The organism is Ensifer sp. Root423 (assembly GCF_001426275.1).
Classification (GTDB): domain Bacteria; phylum Pseudomonadota; class Alphaproteobacteria; order Rhizobiales; family Rhizobiaceae; genus Ensifer; species Ensifer adhaerens.
Genome location: NZ_LMEG01000012.1, coordinates 61,223 through 78,582, shown reverse-complemented (window position 1 = coordinate 78,582; position 17,360 = coordinate 61,223). Strand labels below are relative to the sequence as shown.

Here is a 17,360-nt window from a genome sequence, read left to right as displayed (position 1 = left end):
ACCGGCATTGCCGGTCCGGCGGCTGCTTCATTTTGGTGCAGCCGCCTTCATTCGGGTCAACGCGCGACCCCGATTGGTAGCAATTCGATACAACTATAAAGAAGAAAAGCCCGCTTTCCGAAAAGGAGGCGGGCTTAATAACAGGCAATGCATTTATGTTTAAGGTAATGAAAGACGGAGTCTTGGGAACCATATACCTGTCGACCCCCGGAAGATCGGCAGTTTCTCCATTTATTTTCTCTATTCGTTCGTCATGAAATTAGAGAAGAACATGACAATACATGTCTCTCTTTCGACCTTGAAAGTCAAATCCATCATTAATAATTGGTTAACCTCACCGGGACCCGGTCAGGAGGCGGCGCCACCGAAACGTCCGGCATCTGCGCCGTAGTAGTTGAGGTAGCGGCCCGAGATATTGCTGATCGGCAAAACGATCAGAACGTCGGTGGTGCGGAACGCATGATCGACCACGGCGCCATCGCCGACCATCGCGCCGAGGCGCATATAGCCCTTGATCAACGGCGGCAGAGCGGCGAGCGCCTTCTTGGCATTGATCGCCTCGGCCGGCATCAAATCCATCGTCCGGTGCAGCTCGGGCCGTGCGCTGACGGCCCAGTCGTCGCGGGCGCGGATGTTGTGGTGCAGGAAGGACAGCGCCAGCGCATGCTCGGCCGGAACGACACCCGGGAACGAACCGCAGCCGAACATCGCGTCCATGCCGTATTTGAGCGCATAGGCCCAATTGCCCTGCCACAGGAGTTCGACCGTGCGCTTGGTCCGGTAGTCCGGCAGGACGCAGGAGCGGCCGAGCTCCATGAAGCGCTTGGTCGGATGACGGGCGAGAAGCGCGTCGATCGCGAATTCGGAAGACGAGTAAAAGCCGCCGGAGCGCTCAGCCACATCCTGGCGCAGCAACCGGTATGTCCCGACGATCTGATCTTCGGCGTCGCCTTCGATCGAGGTGTCGAGAACCAGCAGGTGGTCGCAGATCGCGTCCCAGCTGTCGACGTCACGCTTGCGCCGATCGGCCTCGGGGCCGACCTGCGCCTTCATCTCCTCGACGAAAACCTTGTAGCGCACGGCCTGGGCAGCATCGATTTCCGATGCCGTGCGGGCAAGGCGCGTCTCAAGATTGGCGATCCGGCCAAGCACGTCGGTCGTCGGGACGGCAGCTTTCGTGCCGATGCAAGCCTGAGAAGTGTCAACCACGTTCGCTGAATCCAGTAGCTCGATGGCCATCCGCGTTATCCCGAATCAAATCTGTCTGCGGGGGCTTAGACCACGTTTCTGCAACAACATAGTGACATGAAAGTTGCGTACAACCCCCGCCGCCCGATCAATACCGTAACCATCGCAAGAGTTACCGTTTGCGCAGCAGACGCGCGATCTCCGAGGTCAGCACCTGCGGGTCGGCCGGTTTCGCCAACACCACATCGGCGCCGGCGGCAAGCAGGCGGTCGCGCATATCCTCGCGGATATCGGAAGTCAGCACGATGACCGGCAACCTTGGCAAGGAGCGTATTGCCTCGTCATTACGGATGTGCCGCATCATGGAAAGCCCGTCGCCACCCGGCATATTGAGGTCGGTGACGAGAAGCTCCGGCAAGGCGTTTCCGGCAGGGGCTCGCAGCGTCTCGGCGACCCCCGCGAAGTCGCTGACGAGCTGCACCGCGTGTCCCGAACGCTGCAACAGCGTGCGGATGATCAACGCATTGATCGGATCGTCCTCGGCCAGCAGGATGCCGTGTCCCGGCCGGCGGACGGGTTCAACGGCGGGCTCCTCGCGCAGGACCGGCCTGTTGTCGTTGATCGCGTCGCGTTTTTCGATGCCCTTCAGGCGCCCGAGCAGCACTTCGATCAGCGACTTTTCGCGCAAGGGCCGGATCAGCCAGGCCTCGTAGCCATCCATCTGGTTGACAGGGTGGCTGTTGCGCTCCTCCGGATTGATCAGATAGGTACGGCGAACCTCCAGCCGGCCGATGGCCGGCTGGAGTGCGAGGAGCTGCTCGTACTGCTGCGCATGCCGGTGGTCGACGATCACGTCGGTGAGTGGCGCGCCACCTGCCTGCACATCGGCAAGAACATGCTGGGCTGCGGCAAGCGTCGTTGCGCGATGACAGCGCCCGCCAAGCGTCGCGATGGTTGCCGCCAGCGCCGCCGAGGCCGGGCCATCGGGAGCCATGACCAGCACATGCGACCCGGCGAGGGTGGAGCGGCGCTCCGACGCAATCGCCTCGACTTCGGCAAGCGGCAGGCGGATTTCAAAGCGGCTGCCGCGGCCGGGCGCGCTTGCGGCCGTGAGACTGCCGCCGCAGGCCTGCATGATGCGCCTGGAGATCGCGAGGCCTAGCCCTGTGCCCTTGGCGCGTTGCTCGTCGTTGCCGGCCTGCTCGAATTCCTCGAAGATGCGCTTCAGGTCGTCGGGCGACATGCCCGGCCCCGTATCGTCGATGCGGATCCGCACGCAATCCTCGATCGTGTCGGCGCTGACGAAGACGCCGCCGACTTCCGTGAATTTGACCGCGTTGCCGATGACGTTGAAGAGCACCTGGCGCAGGCGCGCCGCGTCGAAAGCCATCAGCGCGGGCACGTCGACGGAAACGGTGGCGCCGATCTCGATGCCCTTCTCGTGGGCGCGATTGGAGAGCATTTCCACGACGCTCTCGATCACGCCGCGCGGATCCTGGCGGCTGGGGCGAAACTGGAAGCGGCCGGCTGAAAGCGACGAGAAGTCGATCAGGTCTTCGACGAGCTGGACCAGAGCGTGGCCGGATTGCTGCATGCCGGCGAGATAGTTCTGCTGCTCGCTCGACAGGCGGGTCTGGCCGAGCAGATGGCTCATGCCGAGAATGCCCGAAAGCGGCGTGCGGATCTCGTGGCTGACGGTGGCGAGCAGCCGCGACTTTGCCTGGCTCGCCTCCTCGGCCCGCCGGCGCGCCGCCTCACGCTCGCGCGCGGCGCGCGCTTCCTCGGTGACATCACGCGCAATGCTGTGACGCATGAGCTTGCCGCTCGCCGGATCGCGGGCGATCACGTCATGCCAATCGAAAAGGCGGATGCCTTCGGCCGCGGCGATGCGCACGAGGTAATGATTGGGCGCAGCCTTCGGCTCGAAGCTCAGGCCGAGGGCGCCGCAGGCCATGCCCCGGACATCCGACCGGCCGCAGACCTGATGGAAGACAGCATTGGCGTGGACGATCTTTCCGTCCATGCCGCGCATGATCGCAAGGTCACCCAGCGCATCGTGAATGGTCGAAAGCAACGCCGAGGTTTCGGAGCGGTGCCAATCCTGGTCCCGCTCCACCTCATCGGAAACCGGCACGCTATCAAACGCGCGGATGGCTTCGACGGCGAGCAAAAGCGCACCGACCACGCCGGCCGCGGCAATCGCCGCGGCGAACAGGTGGAAGCCGGCAGTCATGCCGACGACGAGGACAAGGCCGGAAGCGACCAGGCCGAGCAGCGCCATGGATACGTAACTAAGCGCAGAGCGCGCGCCGGAAGCCGGCTGCGCCGACACCTGACGGGACGCCGGCCCATCGAGCGGAAGCGCCGAAACCGACGCAGCCTTACCCGCCCGGGCGTCTCTCCTGAAGCCGGTTTCGATCCGCTCTAGCAGTCGTGACGGTTCGCTCATGCGTTCCGGCTAACACGACAGGCGTTCCGAATGGCTTCAAGGCTTCGATAAAATCTTAGCGATCCGCTTTTTTCGCGTGCAATAGTTCGTCAAGAATGATCGCGCCGGCACCGATGGTGATGAAGGTATCGGCCAGATTGAAGACGGCGAAAGACCACGTCTCCGTATAGAACAGGATGTAGTCGATGACGTAGCCGAAGAGCAGCCGGTCGACGAGGTTTCCGAGCGCGCCGGCGATGATCAGCGCATAGCCGAAATGGGCGAAGAACCGATCCTTCGGCGTGCGCTTCCACAGCCAGAGCACAAAGGCGCAGACGGTGAGCCGCATGCCGACGATGAACCAGCCCTCCATGCCCGACAGCATCGAGAAGGCGACGCCGTAGTTGTAGGTGCGGTAGAGCGCCAGCATCGGCACGACATGGACCGCCTGATTGAAGGGCAGGTAAAGCTCGACCAGATACTTGATTATTTGGTCGGCGATGAGCGCGAAGACGATGAAGACCGCGATCGGCAGCGGCCGCGAAAACAGCACCTGCTTCTCGCTCATGCGCGGGCATCCAGGGTCAGAAGGTGGCGGCGCGCCTCGAACAGCATGATGCCGGTGGCAATCGCCAGATTGAGCGAGTCGGCGCGGCCGGCCTGCGGGATGCGGGCAAGCGCACCGGCTTCTCGAGCGAGTTCCTCCGGCAGACCCGACTGCTCGTTGCCCATCAGAAGCACGACCGGTTTGGTCTTGTAGTCAATGGTGCGATAGTCGACAGCGCCGGCGAGATGGGTCGCGACGACCTTCACGCCGGCGGATTTCTGCCAGCGGATGAAGTCCTCGACGCTGGCGCGCGCCACCGGCATGGCAAAGACCGAGCCCATGGTCGCACGCACGGTTTCGAGCGAAAACGGATCGGTGGTCTCGCCGACGAGAATGACGCCGGAAGCGCCGGCGGCATCGGCGGTGCGGATGACGGTGCCGAGGTTGCCGGGATCGCGGACGCGGTCGAGCGCCACATAGGTTTCGCCCAGCTGCGGCTCCAGGTCCTTCAGCGACTGGTAACGCTGCTCGAAGATGCCGACGACCATCTGAGGATTGTCGCGCCGCGTGATCGTCGACAGCACTTTCTCGCTGACTTCCAGCACCAGGCCGCCCTTGGCGAAGGTCTTTGCCGCCACCTGCTCCACGTGCGGCTTGCCCTTGGCCGCCTTGGCATAGATCAGCGTCTTGATCTTCCAGCCAAGGTCGAGCGCGTCGATCACCAGCTTCAGGCCCTCGGCCATGAAGGAGCGCGTCTCGTCGCGGTGCTTCTTCTGCGTCAGCGCGCGGATGTCCTTGATGATCGGGTTGGTGAGGCTCGTGACCTCCTTCACCTGACCGACACGACCGGTGCCGTGTTCGCTTCTGTCGTTCGTCATTGCGGTACCCAGCGGCTGAAGAGTGAGGTCGAAAGCGCCCTGCCCGGCTCGCGGCCGTCAAGCCCGCCCTCGCGGATGATGAGCTCGCCCGACTCCACCCGGCCGCCGTGGCCGCGCATCGTCTCGCGCATCAGTTCATGGATCGAGTAGAAGCTCGCCCGGATCGAATAGGCCGTCAGCACCAGGCCGCGCGCCTCCGGCGACAGGATCTCGCGGCAGATGTCGAGCATCGCCGCCAGATGGTCGAAAAGCTGCCAGACCTCGCCGTTCGGCCCGCGGCCGAACTTCGGCGGGTCGGTCAGGATGATGTCGTAGCGGCTGCCGCGGCGCTCTTCGCGCTGGATGAACTTCATCGCATCGTCGCAGATCCAGCGGATCGGCAGGTTTTCGGCCCGCGCCAGCTGCTGGTTTTCGCGCGCCCAGCCGATTGCCTTCTTGGAGGCGTCGACATGGGTCACCTCGGCGCCGGCCCTGGCGGCGATCAGCGAGGCGACGCCGGTGTAGCCGAAGAGGTTCAGCACCTTCAGCGGCCGCCCAGCCCTTTCCACCTGATCCTTCACCCAGCTCCAGTGCGCGAGCTGTTCCGGGAACACACCGACATGGCGGAACGAGGTGAAGCGACCGTGGAAATCGGTGCCGAGAAGCTGCATCGGCCAGGTCTCGCCGAGCACGGCGCCAGGAAAGCGCCAGCGCCCCATGCCGTCTTCGTCGGTGTCGCCGGTGAAGATCGCGTCGGCTTTTTCCCAGACGCTATCGGGCAGGCTGCGCGGCCAGAGCGCCTGCGCCTCGGGGCGCACGATGCGGTAGGGACCGTATTGCTCAAGTTTTTCGCCGGCGCCGCTGTCGATCAGGTGATAGCCGGATGCGTCCGACGTTTCGAGAATGAGCGGTATGCGCTCGGCCGGCTTTTCCCCCGTTCGCCGCGCGATCACCCGCGCCGGCGTTTCCTGTGCAGGCGTATGTTTTGCTGGCTTCTCGCGCGTCTCCGCCGTCTGTGCTGCCGCCGGTCGCGCCGGCCGTTCCTTGAAGCCGCCGCCCTTCGGCGGTGCCGAACGTTTCTGATCGTGGCGGCCGCCGCCACGCGCTTCGGCACCACGGCCCTTGGCCGTCGTCACGGAGGCATTCTTCGACCGCCGGTCCTTTTCCTTCACGCTGAAATCCCTGGGCTTTGTTAGTGCATGGGCCGCCTGCCTGCGCAGTATCCGGGACGGGCCGGCGGACGCCATGAGGTTTGTCGCCGCAGCCTGAAGCCGCGGCATCTCTTGAAGCTGCAAATAGCATCGCTGATGCTCTTGGCAAAGCCGTTTCCGTTTTGCGAAGATAACGCGCAAGAACCCGCTGCGAATTTTCTTGGGCTGGAACCGGCTTCGCGACAAAATTCCGCGGCAGGTCTAGTGTGTCGAAGCGACATTTGCGCGTCGATATCGGGCGCGCGGCGTCGCATGGGGGGAGGAAAACGCATGGACATGACCGGCGAAGAGCGGATTGCGGCTGGGCGCGACGCGGTGTGGCGCGGCCTCAACGACCCGGAAATCCTCAAGCGATGCATTCCCGGGTGCCAGTCGCTGGAGATGACGTCGCCAACCGAGCTTGCGGCCGTGGTGAAGATCAAGATCGGCCCGGTCTCGGCCTCCTTCACCGGCAATGTCGTGCTCTCCAATCTCAATCCGCCGCAGAGCTATACGATCTCGGGCGAAGGAAAGGGCGGCATCGCCGGCTTTGCCAAGGGCGGCGCCGACGTCGCCTTAACAGCGGACGGGGACGAAACGGTGCTGCATTACGACGTCAAGGCGGAGATCGGTGGCAAGCTCGCGCAGCTCGGCTCGCGCCTGATCGACTCAACCGCCAAGAAACTGGCGCAGCAATTCTTCGCCGATTTTAGCGCCGCCGTCGGCGGTACGGCGGAAGCTGCGAGCTAAAGAGGCGACGCGGACCGAACGGGCGCCCCGTCTCGGTCTTCGCAGGCTTGTGAACTTCTGATCAGTTCTGCGGCGCTGCGAGCGTCGCCTGGGTTGCGAGCTTTTCCGCCTGGCTGCGGTGTTTCTCCGCCTCGCGGTGCCACTTCACTGCTTCGTTCGCCTCGTTGCGCGCGCGCCGCCGGTACTTGCCCTGGCTGAACCAGGTCGCGGCGGCACCGAGGATGACGCCGACGATGACCGCAAGGAACAGGAAGACGAAGAACGGCGCGCTCACGGAAAGCACGCTGTCTTCCGGCCGGAAGGGGTTCAGCGCCAGCGTTACGCTCTGGCGGTTGGCCACGCTCAGCACAATCAGGATGATAGCGACCGGCACGAGAACAACGATGTTGATCAGTTTCTTGAACATTCAATCGCTCCATCTCACCGACGCCCGTGCGCTTTGCCGGACGCTTGCCGGCAACGGGCCTCGTATAAAAGGGGTCGTTAGGGGTCTCTGGCGACCGCCAAGGATGATCAATCCTCGTCTTCGCCGTTCATGCCCGGGTTGAGCCGCTCGCGCAGTTCCTTGCCGGTCTTGAAAAACGGTACCCATTTTTCCTCGACAAAAACGGAATCGCCGGTGCGCGGGTTGCGCCCCGACCGCGACGGCCGGTTCTTGACCGAGAAGGCGCCGAAGCCACGCAGTTCGACCCGGTTGCCTGCAGCGAGCGCGTCGGTGATCTCATCGAGGACCGCGTTGACGATATTTTCGACGTCGCGGTGGTAGAGATGCGGATTGCGAGCCGCAACAATCTGCACCAGTTCTGACTTGATCACTGTCGCCCCCTCAAATTCTTGTTTGTTTTGCTTTTTCGGTCTGCATTGTGATTTCCGCAAGGCGGTGCGCGGCATTTGCAAAATCACCGACATCGCTCGACGGCTCAGGCTGGGTATATGTCGCCTTGCTCATTGGCCATCAACCTGCCAAACCGAAACAAGACCGTCAAGAAACAACTTGTCGCCTGCAATTTTTTCGAGCCCGCTCATTGCCGGAAAAGCGTCATATCCCAACATCTTGATCCAGTTGCCGACCAGCGCGCCGAGGCCAAAAGGCAGGGTCTTGCGGGGGGCTTCCCAATCGACGATCGGCAGGTCCTTCGACACCTTTTTCTCCGTGAGGAAGGCGCGAATTTCGTCCTCGCCGCCGAGCTTGTCGACGAGCTTGGCCTTTAGCGCCTGGCGACCGGTGAAAATGCGTCCGTCGGCGAGCAGCAACGCATCCGGACGCGGCAACTTGCGGCGGTCGGCAACCAGGTCGACGAACCAGGCGTAGCTGTCGTCAATCATCGACTGGATCATGGCCTTCGCCTCGTCGCTCGCCGGATGGAAGGGCGAAGGTTCCGCCTTCAGCGGCCGCGACTTGATCGATTCCAGGGAGACGCCGAGCTTGTCCATCAACTCCTTGACCTGCGGATACTGGAAGATGACGCCGATGGAGCCGGTGATCGAGCTCTCACCGGCAACGATCGTATCGCCGCCGAGCGCGATCATGTAGCCCGCCGAGGCGGCAAGCGTGCGCACGTCGGAAACGACCGGCTTCTTGGCCGCCACCTTGCGGATCGCCTTATAGATAACCTCGCCGCCATAGGTGGTGCCGCCCGGCGATGAAATGGTCACGACCAGCGCCTTGACGCTATCGTTGTCGGCAATCTTCTGCAGGCGCTCGAGCAGTTCGCGGTCATCCTGGATCAGGCCGGTGATGGCAACGCGCGCCACATGCTGCCTGTTGTGGCCGACGTCGTCGGCAGCCCCGGACCAGGCAAAGATCGCGAGCGCGACGAGGAGAAGCAGCCCCGCGACCACAAAGCGCCAGAAGCTCAACTTCCGGCGCAGGCTGCGGCGATCGGCGATGGCGAGTTCGTCCATGTGGGTTTCTCCCGATTTGTTGGCGCTGCTTCTGTCAGTTTCCGCGGGAACGTGCTATCTGCGCGCGAAGAGGCATATTCCATAGACGCGCTTGACCACGGTTGAAAGCCGCGGCTGGCGTTTTTGCGCTTCACCCGAGTTTTTTTGCGGCGCCATTGTGCGTCAGCAAAAAATATCCATATTTGCGACGACTTACACCAATGTATGTAAATGACCCCCACGTTGGGTCAGCGACAAAAGCAGTAGAACCGACAGGCCCTTCCATGTTGAACCACGCGCCAGCCCCGGGCATCTTTGCCGATACGGGTGCGAGCTCCGCCGACGCCTATGCGCTCGCCGCACGGCATTCCGCGCGCGTGCGCCGCCTGAAGATCATCCTGCCGATCATCGCCGGCGTCATTGCCGTCATTTTTGCCGCCGTGTCCTTCGTGCGCGCGTTCATGCCCGTCGACCTGCAGATCGAGACCGCGACGATCGAGGACGGCAAGATCGTCATGAAGAATCCGGCGATCTCCGGTCGCAACAAGCAGGGCATCAGCTACTCGATGAAGGCCCAGCGGGCGCTTCAGGATATCGCCAACCCCGACATCATCACGCTGCAGACGATCCATGCAGAAATGCCGATGAAGGATTCGATGATAGCGACCGTCGACGCCACCAACGGCATCTATGATCGCGGCGCCAATACGCTCGACATGAACGCCCCGTTCACCATTTCCGTCAATAATGGCATCAACGCCGACTTCCAGTCGGCCTATCTGGACATCAATGCCGGCGAGATGGAAACGAAGCAGCCCGTTGCGATCAGCATGAAGGGTGGTTCGATCATTGCGCAGACGCTGCGAATGACGGATAAGGGACGTATTGTAATTTTCGAGGGTATGGTGAGGGTGAACGTCGAGCCCGCCGCCATCCGCAAAAACGCGAAATAGGACCCGGTGCACTCCATGTCGGTCACAACCGCATCATTTTTCAAGATTTCCGCCAGCCTGGCCATTGCCGGAGCGGGCGCTTTGATTATTGCCTCCGGCGCTTTTGCGCAGGCCACGTCGAGCAAGATGAAGGGCCTTGAGCTGTCCAACGACAAGCCGATCCAGATCGAGAGCGACAAGCTCGAAATCAAGGACCCGGAAAGCAAGGCGATTTTCACCGGCAACGTCAAGGTCGTGCAGGGCACGACGACGCTGCAGGCCGGCAATATGGTCGTCTTCTACAAGTCCGGCGGCGGCTCGGTTTCGAGCGGCGACGCCGACATCGACCGTATCGAGGTCAGCGAAAAGGTGTTCCTGAGCTCCGGCACGCAGCAGGCGACGGCCGATACCGGCTCGTTCGACATGACCAAGCAGGTCTTCGTTCTCAAGGGCGACAAGGTCGTTCTCTCCGAAGGCAAGAACGTCTTCGTCGGCTGCCAGCTTAACGTCCAGATGGAAACCGGTGAGGCCCAGCTCGAAGCCTGCGGCGGCCGCGTGCAGATCCAGCTCGACCCGAAGTCCCGCAAGACGAACTGACGTAGACCGCTCGTGCAACTTCCCTTCCTCCACAAGCGCAAACGCGTCCGCAAGCCGTCGGCGACCACTGCGGTCGCTTCCGGCCATGCGGTCGATAAGGCGCGCTATGACGGCACCCTGATTGCCCGCGGACTGACCAAGGCCTATCGCGAGCGTCGGGTCGTCAACGGCGTGTCGCTGGTGGTGCGGCGCGGCGAGGCCGTGGGCCTGCTCGGGCCGAACGGCGCCGGCAAGACCACCTGCTTCTACATGATCACCGGCCTCGTCCCCGTCGACGAGGGTTCGATAGAGATCAACGGCAATGACGTGACGACCATGCCGATGTACCGGCGTGCACGCCTCGGCGTCGGCTACCTGCCGCAGGAAGCGTCGATCTTCCGCGGGCTGACGGTCGAGGAGAACATCCGCGCCGTGCTCGAAGTTCACGACAAGAACCTGGAGCGGCGCGAAAGCAAGCTCAACGACCTGCTCGGCGAGTTCAACATCACGCATCTGCGCAAGTCGCCGGCGATCGCGCTTTCCGGCGGCGAACGCCGCCGTCTCGAAATCGCCCGCGCGCTTGCTACCGACCCGACCTTCATGCTGCTCGACGAGCCCTTTGCCGGCGTCGACCCGATCTCGGTCGCCGACATCCAGGCGCTTGTCCGGCACCTGACCTCGCGCGGCATCGGCGTGCTGATCACCGACCACAATGTCCGCGAGACGCTCGGCCTCATCGATCGCGCCTACATTATCCATGCCGGCGAAGTGCTGACGCATGGTCGCGCCAACGACATTGTCACCAATCCTGACGTGCGTCGGCTCTATCTCGGCGACAATTTCAGCCTCTGAGACCGCCTCGCGGGCGATTCCGCCCGCGAACGCGCTTGACCAAACCTTTCCGATAAGCAATTTTTGGGCCAATTAAGAAAAGGGCCCGACCGGCGACCGGAGAAGCACCGCGGCCCCTGGAGATTTCTCGGGAGTTTCGCGTCAGCATGGCCCTGTCCGCCAGCCTTCATCTGCGCCAGTCCCAGTCTCTGGTGATGACGCCACAGCTCATGCAGTCGATCCAGCTGCTGCAGATGACGCATCTTGAGCTCAACCAGTTCATCGCACAGGAAGTCGAAAAGAACCCGCTGCTCGAATTTCAGGCAAATGACGATCAGGTCGCCCCGGAGCAGGGCGAGATGGCCGGCGGAGACGAGAGAGGCGGAAGCGACGACGGCGGCGGCCAGGCGGATCTCTATGACAGCGCCACGTCGCAAAGCGGCGAGCGGCTCGACGACCAGCTCGATGCCGATTTCGCCAATGTCTTCCAGGACGACACCACGCCGCAACGCGCCGATGCGCCGGAACTGCTTGGCCAGTGGAAATCGATGCCCGGCGGCGGCGAGGGCGAAGATTACGACCTCGACGATTTCGTCGCCGGCCGCAAGAGCCTGCGCGAAACGCTCCTGGAGCAATTGCCCTTCGCGCTGCCGGCTCCTTCCGATCGACTGATCGCGCAGCATCTCATCGATCTGCTCGACGACGCCGGCTACCTGCAGGCGGACCTCGGCGAGGTCGGCGAACGGCTGGGTGCCGCCCATGCCGATGTCCTCAGGGTGCTGCTGACGCTGCAGCAGTTCGATCCGCCCGGTGTATTTGCCCGCTCGCTCGGCGAGTGTCTCGCCATCCAGCTGCGCGCCCGCGACCGGCTCGATCCGGCGATGGAGGCGCTGCTTGCCAATCTCGAACTCCTGGCGCGGCGTGATTTCGCGACGCTGAAGAAGATCTGCGGCGTCGACGAGGAAGACCTGATCGACATGCTGGCGGAAATCCGCAAGCTCGACCCGAAGCCCGGCACCAGCTTCGAGACCAGCGTCAGCGAGGCGATCGTGCCCGATATCGTCGTGCGGGCAGCGCCCGACGGCTCATGGATGGTCGAACTCAATCCGGATGCGCTGCCGCGCGTTCTGGTCAACCAGGACTACTTCGCTTTGGTGTCACGCGGCACACAGAAAAACAGCGCCGACCAGGCCTTCCTCAACGAATGCCTGCAAAATGCCAACTGGCTGACGCGCAGCCTCGATCAGCGCGCCCGCACGATCATGAAGGTCGCCACCGAGATCGTGCGCCAGCAGGACGCGTTCCTCGTCAACGGCATCGGGCACCTCAGGCCGCTGAACCTCAAGACCGTCGCCGACGCCATCAAGATGCATGAATCGACCGTCAGCCGCGTCACCTCGAACAAGTACATGCTGACGCCGCGCGGGCTGTTTGAGCTCAAGTATTTCTTCACCGTCTCGATCGGCTCGGCCGAGGGTGGCGACAGCCATTCGGCGGAATCCGTGCGCCACAAGATCCGCACGCTGATCCACGAGGAGAGCACCGAGGCGGTGCTTTCTGACGACGACATCGTCGACGTCCTCAAGAAGGCCGGCATCGATATCGCGCGGCGCACGGTCGCCAAATACCGGGAAGCGATGAATATCCCCTCCTCCGTGCAGCGCCGGCGGGAGAAGCGCGCGCTCGCCAAGGCCGCCGGTTTCTGAGCACCGGAAGTTAAGGCGCATTAACTTTTTTGCGACCTTCGATTGACTCTCTCCGACACAGGCGATATGAGCCCGCCGCAATTGCCGGGGACTGCTCACCCCGGAAGCCTCCGGTGCGACCGGTGGCTGCGACAGAGGCGCGCTCGCAAGTCTGAAAGGCTTGGATGACGGGACCGCTTGGAATAGACTGGCTGCGCAAATCACGAACGAGAGAGGAAACTCCATGAGTGTGCGTGTATCCGGTAAACAGATGGAAATCGGCGATTCGTTCCGCGCCCGCATTGGCGAGCAGATCGAGCAGGCCGTTACCAAATATTTCGACGGAGGATATTCAAGCCAGGTCACTGTGGAAAAATCCGGGCCGCGCTTCAGCGCCGACTGCAAGCTTCATCTCGATACGGGCGTGGTAATGCAGGCGAACGGCCAGGCGAACGATCCACAGGCTGCGTTTGACGCGGCGTCGGATCGCATCGAAAAGCGTCTGCGTCGCTACAAGCGCAAGCTGAAGGATCACCACAACGGCAACGGACAGAACGCTGCCGAGGTGGCTTACACAGTGATGGATTCGGTGCCGTTCGAGGACGACGAAGTTCCCGAGGATTATGCGCCGACCATCGTGGCTGAGAGCTCGAAACAATTAAGGACGATGTCTGTCGCAAGCGCCGTGATGGCGCTCGACATGACGGACGAACCCGTCCTGATGTTCCGCACTCCCGGCAAGGCCGAACTGAATATCGTCTACAGGCGCAACGATGGAAATATTGGCTGGATCGATGCTGCCAATATCAAAGCATGAGCGAAAAAAGAGGGATGCCGGCGTGCCGGCGTCCCTCTCCCGCAACTCAGCGGCCAGGCCGGAAATGTGACTTTTCTGTGCATGGGATCCGCCATGACAAAGATGGTTAGAGCCATTGCGACGCATTTGTGATGATGTTGTCCGGCTCTAACCGGCGAACGAGGACAAAAGAATGGCATTGGCAGGTCTACTGCATCAAAATGCGATCATCCCGGCCATGAGGGCCAACTCGAAAAAACAGCTCCTTCAGGAATTGGCGGCAAAAGCTTCTAAGATCACCGGGGTTCCCGAGCGTGAAATCTTCGACGTGATCCTGCAGCGCGAGCGCCTTGGTTCCACCGGCGTCGGCAACGGCATCGCCATTCCGCACGGCAAGCTCAACAATCTCCCCTCGATCATCGGCATTTTCGCGCGTCTCGACACGCCCGTCGATTTCGAGGCGCTCGACGACCAGCCGGTCGATCTCGTATTCCTGCTGCTCGCTCCGGAAGGCGCCGGCGCGGACCACCTCAAAGCCCTGTCGCGTATCGCCCGCGTGCTTCGCGACCAGGACATGGTCGCCAAGATCCGCTCGAGCGATTCCGCCAGCGCGATCTACACGCTGCTCGACGACGACGCGACCTCGCACGCGGCCTGAGCTTGAACAACGGGGCGCATCCGGCAGGATGCGCACAGTCGCTCGAAGCCTGCTTCAGTAGAGCTGACGCCCGTTCAAATGATCAATGAAAATCCGGAACAGGGCACCCTGGCTCGAAATGCCGAGCCGGCGATAGATGTTCTTGCGGTGGATGCGAACCGTGCCCTCGGCGATGTTCATCACCTTGCCGATCGACAGGTTGCTGTGGCCCCTAAGGATGAGGCGCACGATGTTGCGCTGCTGCTTGGTCAGTCGATCTGAACACAGGCTTTCGAACGCCGCCTCCATCGCATCGTCGCCCTCCTCGGAGGGCGACGGCGCAATCGTCTGGCCCTGCTGGCGCCAGTTCGACCTGATGGCCTCGCGCACGATCGGCTCGTAGACGCGCAGCCTGGCCAGCTCCGTCTCGCTGAAAGGCTCGCCGCCGCGGCCGCGCATCAACGAGTAGGTCGCCTGCAGGCCACCATCGAGCGGGATGACGAAGCCCACCTCCTCGACGAGAACGCCGGATTCCATCGACACGCAGGGATGCACTTCCGCCGACGACGAGAAGTCGGACAGGAAGAACTGGTCCGGCGCAAGCTCGCGCATTCGCCAGAGCCCTGCCGGCTGGCCGGCACAACAGGCGACGTAAAAGGGATCGAGCAGGTAGGCGCCGCCGAGATAGGCGGAAAGCGCACTTGCCGACACCTTGGCCGTATAGCCGTCATGCAGGACGATCGGCCTTGCATCGTAAGGATAGGCAAACGCGACCGAGAGATCGAAGCCGGTGACCGATCGGAGCATCCGATCGAGCGCTCGGCCGAAATCTTCCGTGCCGATCAGGCCGATCATCGCCGAGATATCGACGGACTCGCTTGCGAGCATTCCCTTGTCATCCCCCAACCCTACGTATCCCCCATGGGATATCGACAGCCCCTCACTCGTCAACAATAATTCCAGGGGAGTGAGAAACCGGATCCGTCGCGGGTCGTCATCGGCGACCGCTGCGAAGGATGCGCCAAGGGGAGGATTACGATGGCAGGCAGGCTTTCAGGCAAGGTGGCGCTGATCAGCGGTGGCGCGGGAGGCTGCGGTCTTGCCGCATCCGAACTTTTCGCGCGCGAAGGCGCCAAGGTCGGCATCGTCGATCTGCCGCGCAGCAAAGGCGAAGAGGTGGCCGCCTCGATCCGCGCCAACGGCGGCGAGGCGATTTTTGCCCCGGCCGACGTCTCGGTGTCGGCCGAGGTGACGTCCGCCGTCAAGGCGGTTGAAGCGGCCCTCGGCGCCATCACCGTGCTTTTCAACCACGCCGGCATCCTCGCCGTCGGTCCCTTCCTCGAAACGGAGGAGGACGAGTGGGACCGGCTGATGGCGGTCAATGTGCGCAGCATGTTCCTGATGACCAAGGCGGTACTGCCAGGCATGCTTGCGGCCGGCGGCGGCAGCATTGTCTGCACCTCGTCGATTTCGGCCGTGGCCGCAACGCCGATGGAGGTGCTCTATGACACCACCAAGGGCGCCTGCCACATGTTCGCGCGCGCCATCGCCGTGGAATTCCGCGACCGCGGAATCCGCTGCAACGCCGTCTGCCCGGGCTTCATCGCCACCGACCACGGCAAGCGCGAGCTCGTCGGGCTCAGCAAATACGGCGTCGACGTTTCGGAAGCGGCGATCGCCGCGCAGCAGGGCCGCATGTGCGATCCGAAGGAAGTGGCGAACGCGGCATTGTTTCTGGCGAGTGACGAGGCGAGCTTCATCAACGGCACGCATCTGTTCGTCGACAATTGCTTCACCGCGGTTTGAGGGAGGGGAAAATGCTTCAGGCAGGTGGCCACTGGCGCAACTGGGTCGGAAACCAATCATGCATCGTGCGCCATCGCGGCGCGCCGGAGAGTGAGGCGGCACTTGCCGAAATGGTGCGCGAGGCAACCGCGCAAGGGCTGAACGTTCGCTGCGCCGGTTCCGGACATTCCTTCACGCCAGTGGCGCTTACCAGCGGGCTACAGCTGACACTCTCGAGCATGCAGGGCGTCGTCAACATCGACAGCACCCGCAAGCGCGTGGCGGTCAAGGCCGGCACCACTATCAACCAGCTCGGCAAGGTGCTGAAGGAGAACGGCCTGTCGCTGATCAACCAGGGCGATATCGACAGCCAGGCGCTAGCCGGCGCGCTGACGACCGGCACACATGGCACCGGCGCCAGGCTCGGCAACATGGCCTCGCAGATCGTCGGCATGCGGCTGGTTCAGCCCGACGGCAGCATCCTCGTGGTCGACGAGACCACGCCGGATCTGCTGGAGGCGGCGCGCGTCTCGGTCGGCATGCTCGGCGTGATCTCGGAGATCACATTACAGGCGATGGAAAGCTACAATCTCCATGAAAAGCTCTGGCGCTGCACCTTCGACGAAATGATCGAACAGCACGACGAGCTTGCCGCCAAGCACCGCCATTTCGGTTTCTTCTGGTGCCCGGTTCCGGAGAGCCGCCACTGCTACTGCCTGCCGGACACGGCCTCGGTGTCGACCACGGACAGGACCTCCGACGTCTGCGAGATGAAGGTGATCGACATCACCGAGGAAGCGCCGATGGAGCGCGGGTTCGAGAAGATCGCTTATTCCTCGGAGATCTACCCGATCGAATACGTGCCGAACTTCCACGAGCTCGAATATGCGGTGCCCGTCGCCCACGGCAAGGAAGCGGTAAAGGCGGTGCGCAAGCTGATGCTGGAAAAGCACCCGACCTGCATCTACCCGATCGAGTATCGCTTCACCGCCGGCGATACCGGCTGGATCAGCCCCTTCTTCGAGCAGGATTCGATCACGCTTTCGGTCTCGGGCGAACCCGGCACCGACTATTGGGAATATCTGAAGGACGTGGACACGATCCTCAGGCAGTACGGTTCGCGGCCGCACTGGGGCAAGCTGCATTTCCTCGGTGCCGAGGATGTGACGGCACTCTACCCCCGAGCGGGCGATTTCCGGGCACTGAGGGCCAAGGTCGATCCCGAGGGACGTTTCCTCAACGATCACCTGCAGCAACTGTTCGGATAGCGCCGG

The 17,360-nt window shown here is 62.7% G+C and carries 18 protein-coding genes; 9 read left to right on the top strand and 9 right to left on the bottom strand.

What is annotated here, in order from left to right; translation table 11 throughout:
• Positions 1-348: 348 nt before the first annotated feature.
• From olsB to ASD01_RS13025, 5 genes are all read right to left on the bottom strand, one after another.
• Positions 349-1,239 carry a l-ornithine N(alpha)-acyltransferase gene (gene olsB / locus ASD01_RS13045; RefSeq protein WP_034797430.1) on the bottom strand — a complete coding sequence of 297 codons (891 nt, stop codon included), beginning with the start codon at positions 1,237-1,239 and terminating at the stop codon, positions 349-351.
• Positions 1,240-1,360: 121 nt separating this feature from the next.
• Positions 1,361-3,637 (bottom strand): hybrid sensor histidine kinase/response regulator, encoded by a 2,277-nt coding sequence (locus ASD01_RS13040; protein ID WP_034797435.1) that lies wholly within the window; start codon positions 3,635-3,637, stop codon positions 1,361-1,363.
• A 55-nt stretch (positions 3,638-3,692) separates the two neighbouring features.
• Positions 3,693-4,184, bottom strand: a complete 492-nt coding sequence (gene lspA, locus ASD01_RS13035; protein ID WP_034797436.1) for a signal peptidase II — start codon at positions 4,182-4,184, stop codon at positions 3,693-3,695.
• A complete protein-coding gene (locus ASD01_RS13030; RefSeq protein ID WP_034797439.1) occupies positions 4,181-5,041 on the bottom strand; it encodes a TrmH family RNA methyltransferase in 861 nt (286 codons plus the stop codon). The genes lspA and ASD01_RS13030 overlap by 4 nt, the downstream gene beginning before the upstream one ends.
• Entirely contained in the window at positions 5,038-6,192 is a 1,155-nt protein-coding gene (locus tag ASD01_RS13025; protein WP_034797624.1) for a class I SAM-dependent rRNA methyltransferase, read from the bottom strand. Before ASD01_RS13025 ends, ASD01_RS13030 begins: the two co-directional genes overlap by 4 nt.
• A gap of 309 nt (positions 6,193-6,501) precedes the next feature.
• On the opposite strand from ASD01_RS13025, the gene ASD01_RS13020 reads away from it, so the two are divergent.
• Positions 6,502-6,960, top strand: a complete 459-nt coding sequence (locus tag ASD01_RS13020) for an SRPBCC family protein (RefSeq protein ID WP_034797441.1) — start codon at positions 6,502-6,504, stop codon at positions 6,958-6,960.
• A gap of 61 nt (positions 6,961-7,021) precedes the next feature.
• On the opposite strand, the gene ASD01_RS13015 is transcribed toward ASD01_RS13020, so the two are convergent.
• From ASD01_RS13015 to sppA, 3 genes are all read right to left on the bottom strand, one after another.
• Positions 7,022-7,366 carry a lipopolysaccharide assembly protein LapA domain-containing protein gene (locus ASD01_RS13015; protein WP_034797442.1) on the bottom strand — a complete coding sequence of 115 codons (345 nt, stop codon included), beginning with the start codon at positions 7,364-7,366 and terminating at the stop codon, positions 7,022-7,024.
• A 107-nt stretch (positions 7,367-7,473) separates the two neighbouring features.
• The gene (locus ASD01_RS13010; RefSeq protein WP_226020731.1) at positions 7,474-7,851 is read right to left on the bottom strand and encodes an integration host factor subunit beta; all 378 of its coding nucleotides are present in this window, start codon (positions 7,849-7,851) and stop codon (positions 7,474-7,476) included.
• 54 nt (positions 7,852-7,905) lie between these two features.
• Positions 7,906-8,865, bottom strand: a complete 960-nt coding sequence (sppA, locus tag ASD01_RS13005; RefSeq protein WP_034797445.1) for a signal peptide peptidase SppA — start codon at positions 8,863-8,865, stop codon at positions 7,906-7,908.
• A gap of 263 nt (positions 8,866-9,128) precedes the next feature.
• On the opposite strand from sppA, the gene lptC reads away from it, so the two are divergent.
• The 6 genes from lptC to ptsN all read left to right on the top strand — a co-directional run bounded on the left by lptC (position 9,129) and on the right by ptsN (position 14,322).
• Positions 9,129-9,797: an LPS export ABC transporter periplasmic protein LptC gene (gene lptC, locus ASD01_RS13000; RefSeq protein ID WP_034797447.1), complete on the top strand. Its 669-nt coding sequence runs from the start codon at positions 9,129-9,131 to the stop codon at positions 9,795-9,797.
• Between the two features lie 15 nt (positions 9,798-9,812).
• Positions 9,813-10,373 carry an LptA/OstA family protein gene (locus ASD01_RS12995; RefSeq protein WP_034797449.1) on the top strand — a complete coding sequence of 187 codons (561 nt, stop codon included), beginning with the start codon at positions 9,813-9,815 and terminating at the stop codon, positions 10,371-10,373.
• A gap of 12 nt (positions 10,374-10,385) precedes the next feature.
• Positions 10,386-11,204, top strand: coding sequence for an LPS export ABC transporter ATP-binding protein (lptB, locus tag ASD01_RS12990; RefSeq protein ID WP_034797451.1), 819 nt, complete (start codon positions 10,386-10,388; stop codon positions 11,202-11,204).
• A 146-nt stretch (positions 11,205-11,350) separates the two neighbouring features.
• Positions 11,351-12,889 carry an RNA polymerase factor sigma-54 gene (gene rpoN, locus ASD01_RS12985; RefSeq protein ID WP_034797453.1) on the top strand — a complete coding sequence of 513 codons (1,539 nt, stop codon included), beginning with the start codon at positions 11,351-11,353 and terminating at the stop codon, positions 12,887-12,889.
• 223 nt (positions 12,890-13,112) lie between these two features.
• Positions 13,113-13,685 (top strand): ribosome hibernation-promoting factor, HPF/YfiA family, encoded by a 573-nt coding sequence (gene hpf / locus ASD01_RS12980; protein ID WP_034797455.1) that lies wholly within the window; start codon positions 13,113-13,115, stop codon positions 13,683-13,685.
• Positions 13,686-13,857: 172 nt separating this feature from the next.
• On the top strand, positions 13,858-14,322 hold the full coding sequence (ptsN, locus tag ASD01_RS12975) for a PTS IIA-like nitrogen regulatory protein PtsN (protein WP_034797457.1): 465 nt from the start codon (positions 13,858-13,860) through the stop codon (positions 14,320-14,322).
• Between the two features lie 54 nt (positions 14,323-14,376).
• Here ptsN and ASD01_RS12970 read toward each other — a convergent pair whose 3' ends face one another.
• Positions 14,377-15,189 carry a helix-turn-helix transcriptional regulator gene (locus ASD01_RS12970; RefSeq protein WP_060644091.1) on the bottom strand — a complete coding sequence of 271 codons (813 nt, stop codon included), beginning with the start codon at positions 15,187-15,189 and terminating at the stop codon, positions 14,377-14,379.
• Positions 15,190-15,339: 150 nt separating this feature from the next.
• On the opposite strand from ASD01_RS12970, the gene ASD01_RS12965 reads away from it, so the two are divergent.
• Together ASD01_RS12965 and ASD01_RS12960 are read left to right on the top strand one after the other, a co-directional pair.
• Positions 15,340-16,107: an SDR family NAD(P)-dependent oxidoreductase gene (locus ASD01_RS12965; protein ID WP_034797461.1), complete on the top strand. Its 768-nt coding sequence runs from the start codon at positions 15,340-15,342 to the stop codon at positions 16,105-16,107.
• Between the two features lie 11 nt (positions 16,108-16,118).
• Positions 16,119-17,354: a D-arabinono-1,4-lactone oxidase gene (locus ASD01_RS12960; RefSeq protein WP_034797463.1), complete on the top strand. Its 1,236-nt coding sequence runs from the start codon at positions 16,119-16,121 to the stop codon at positions 17,352-17,354.
• Positions 17,355-17,360 lie beyond the last annotated feature (6 nt).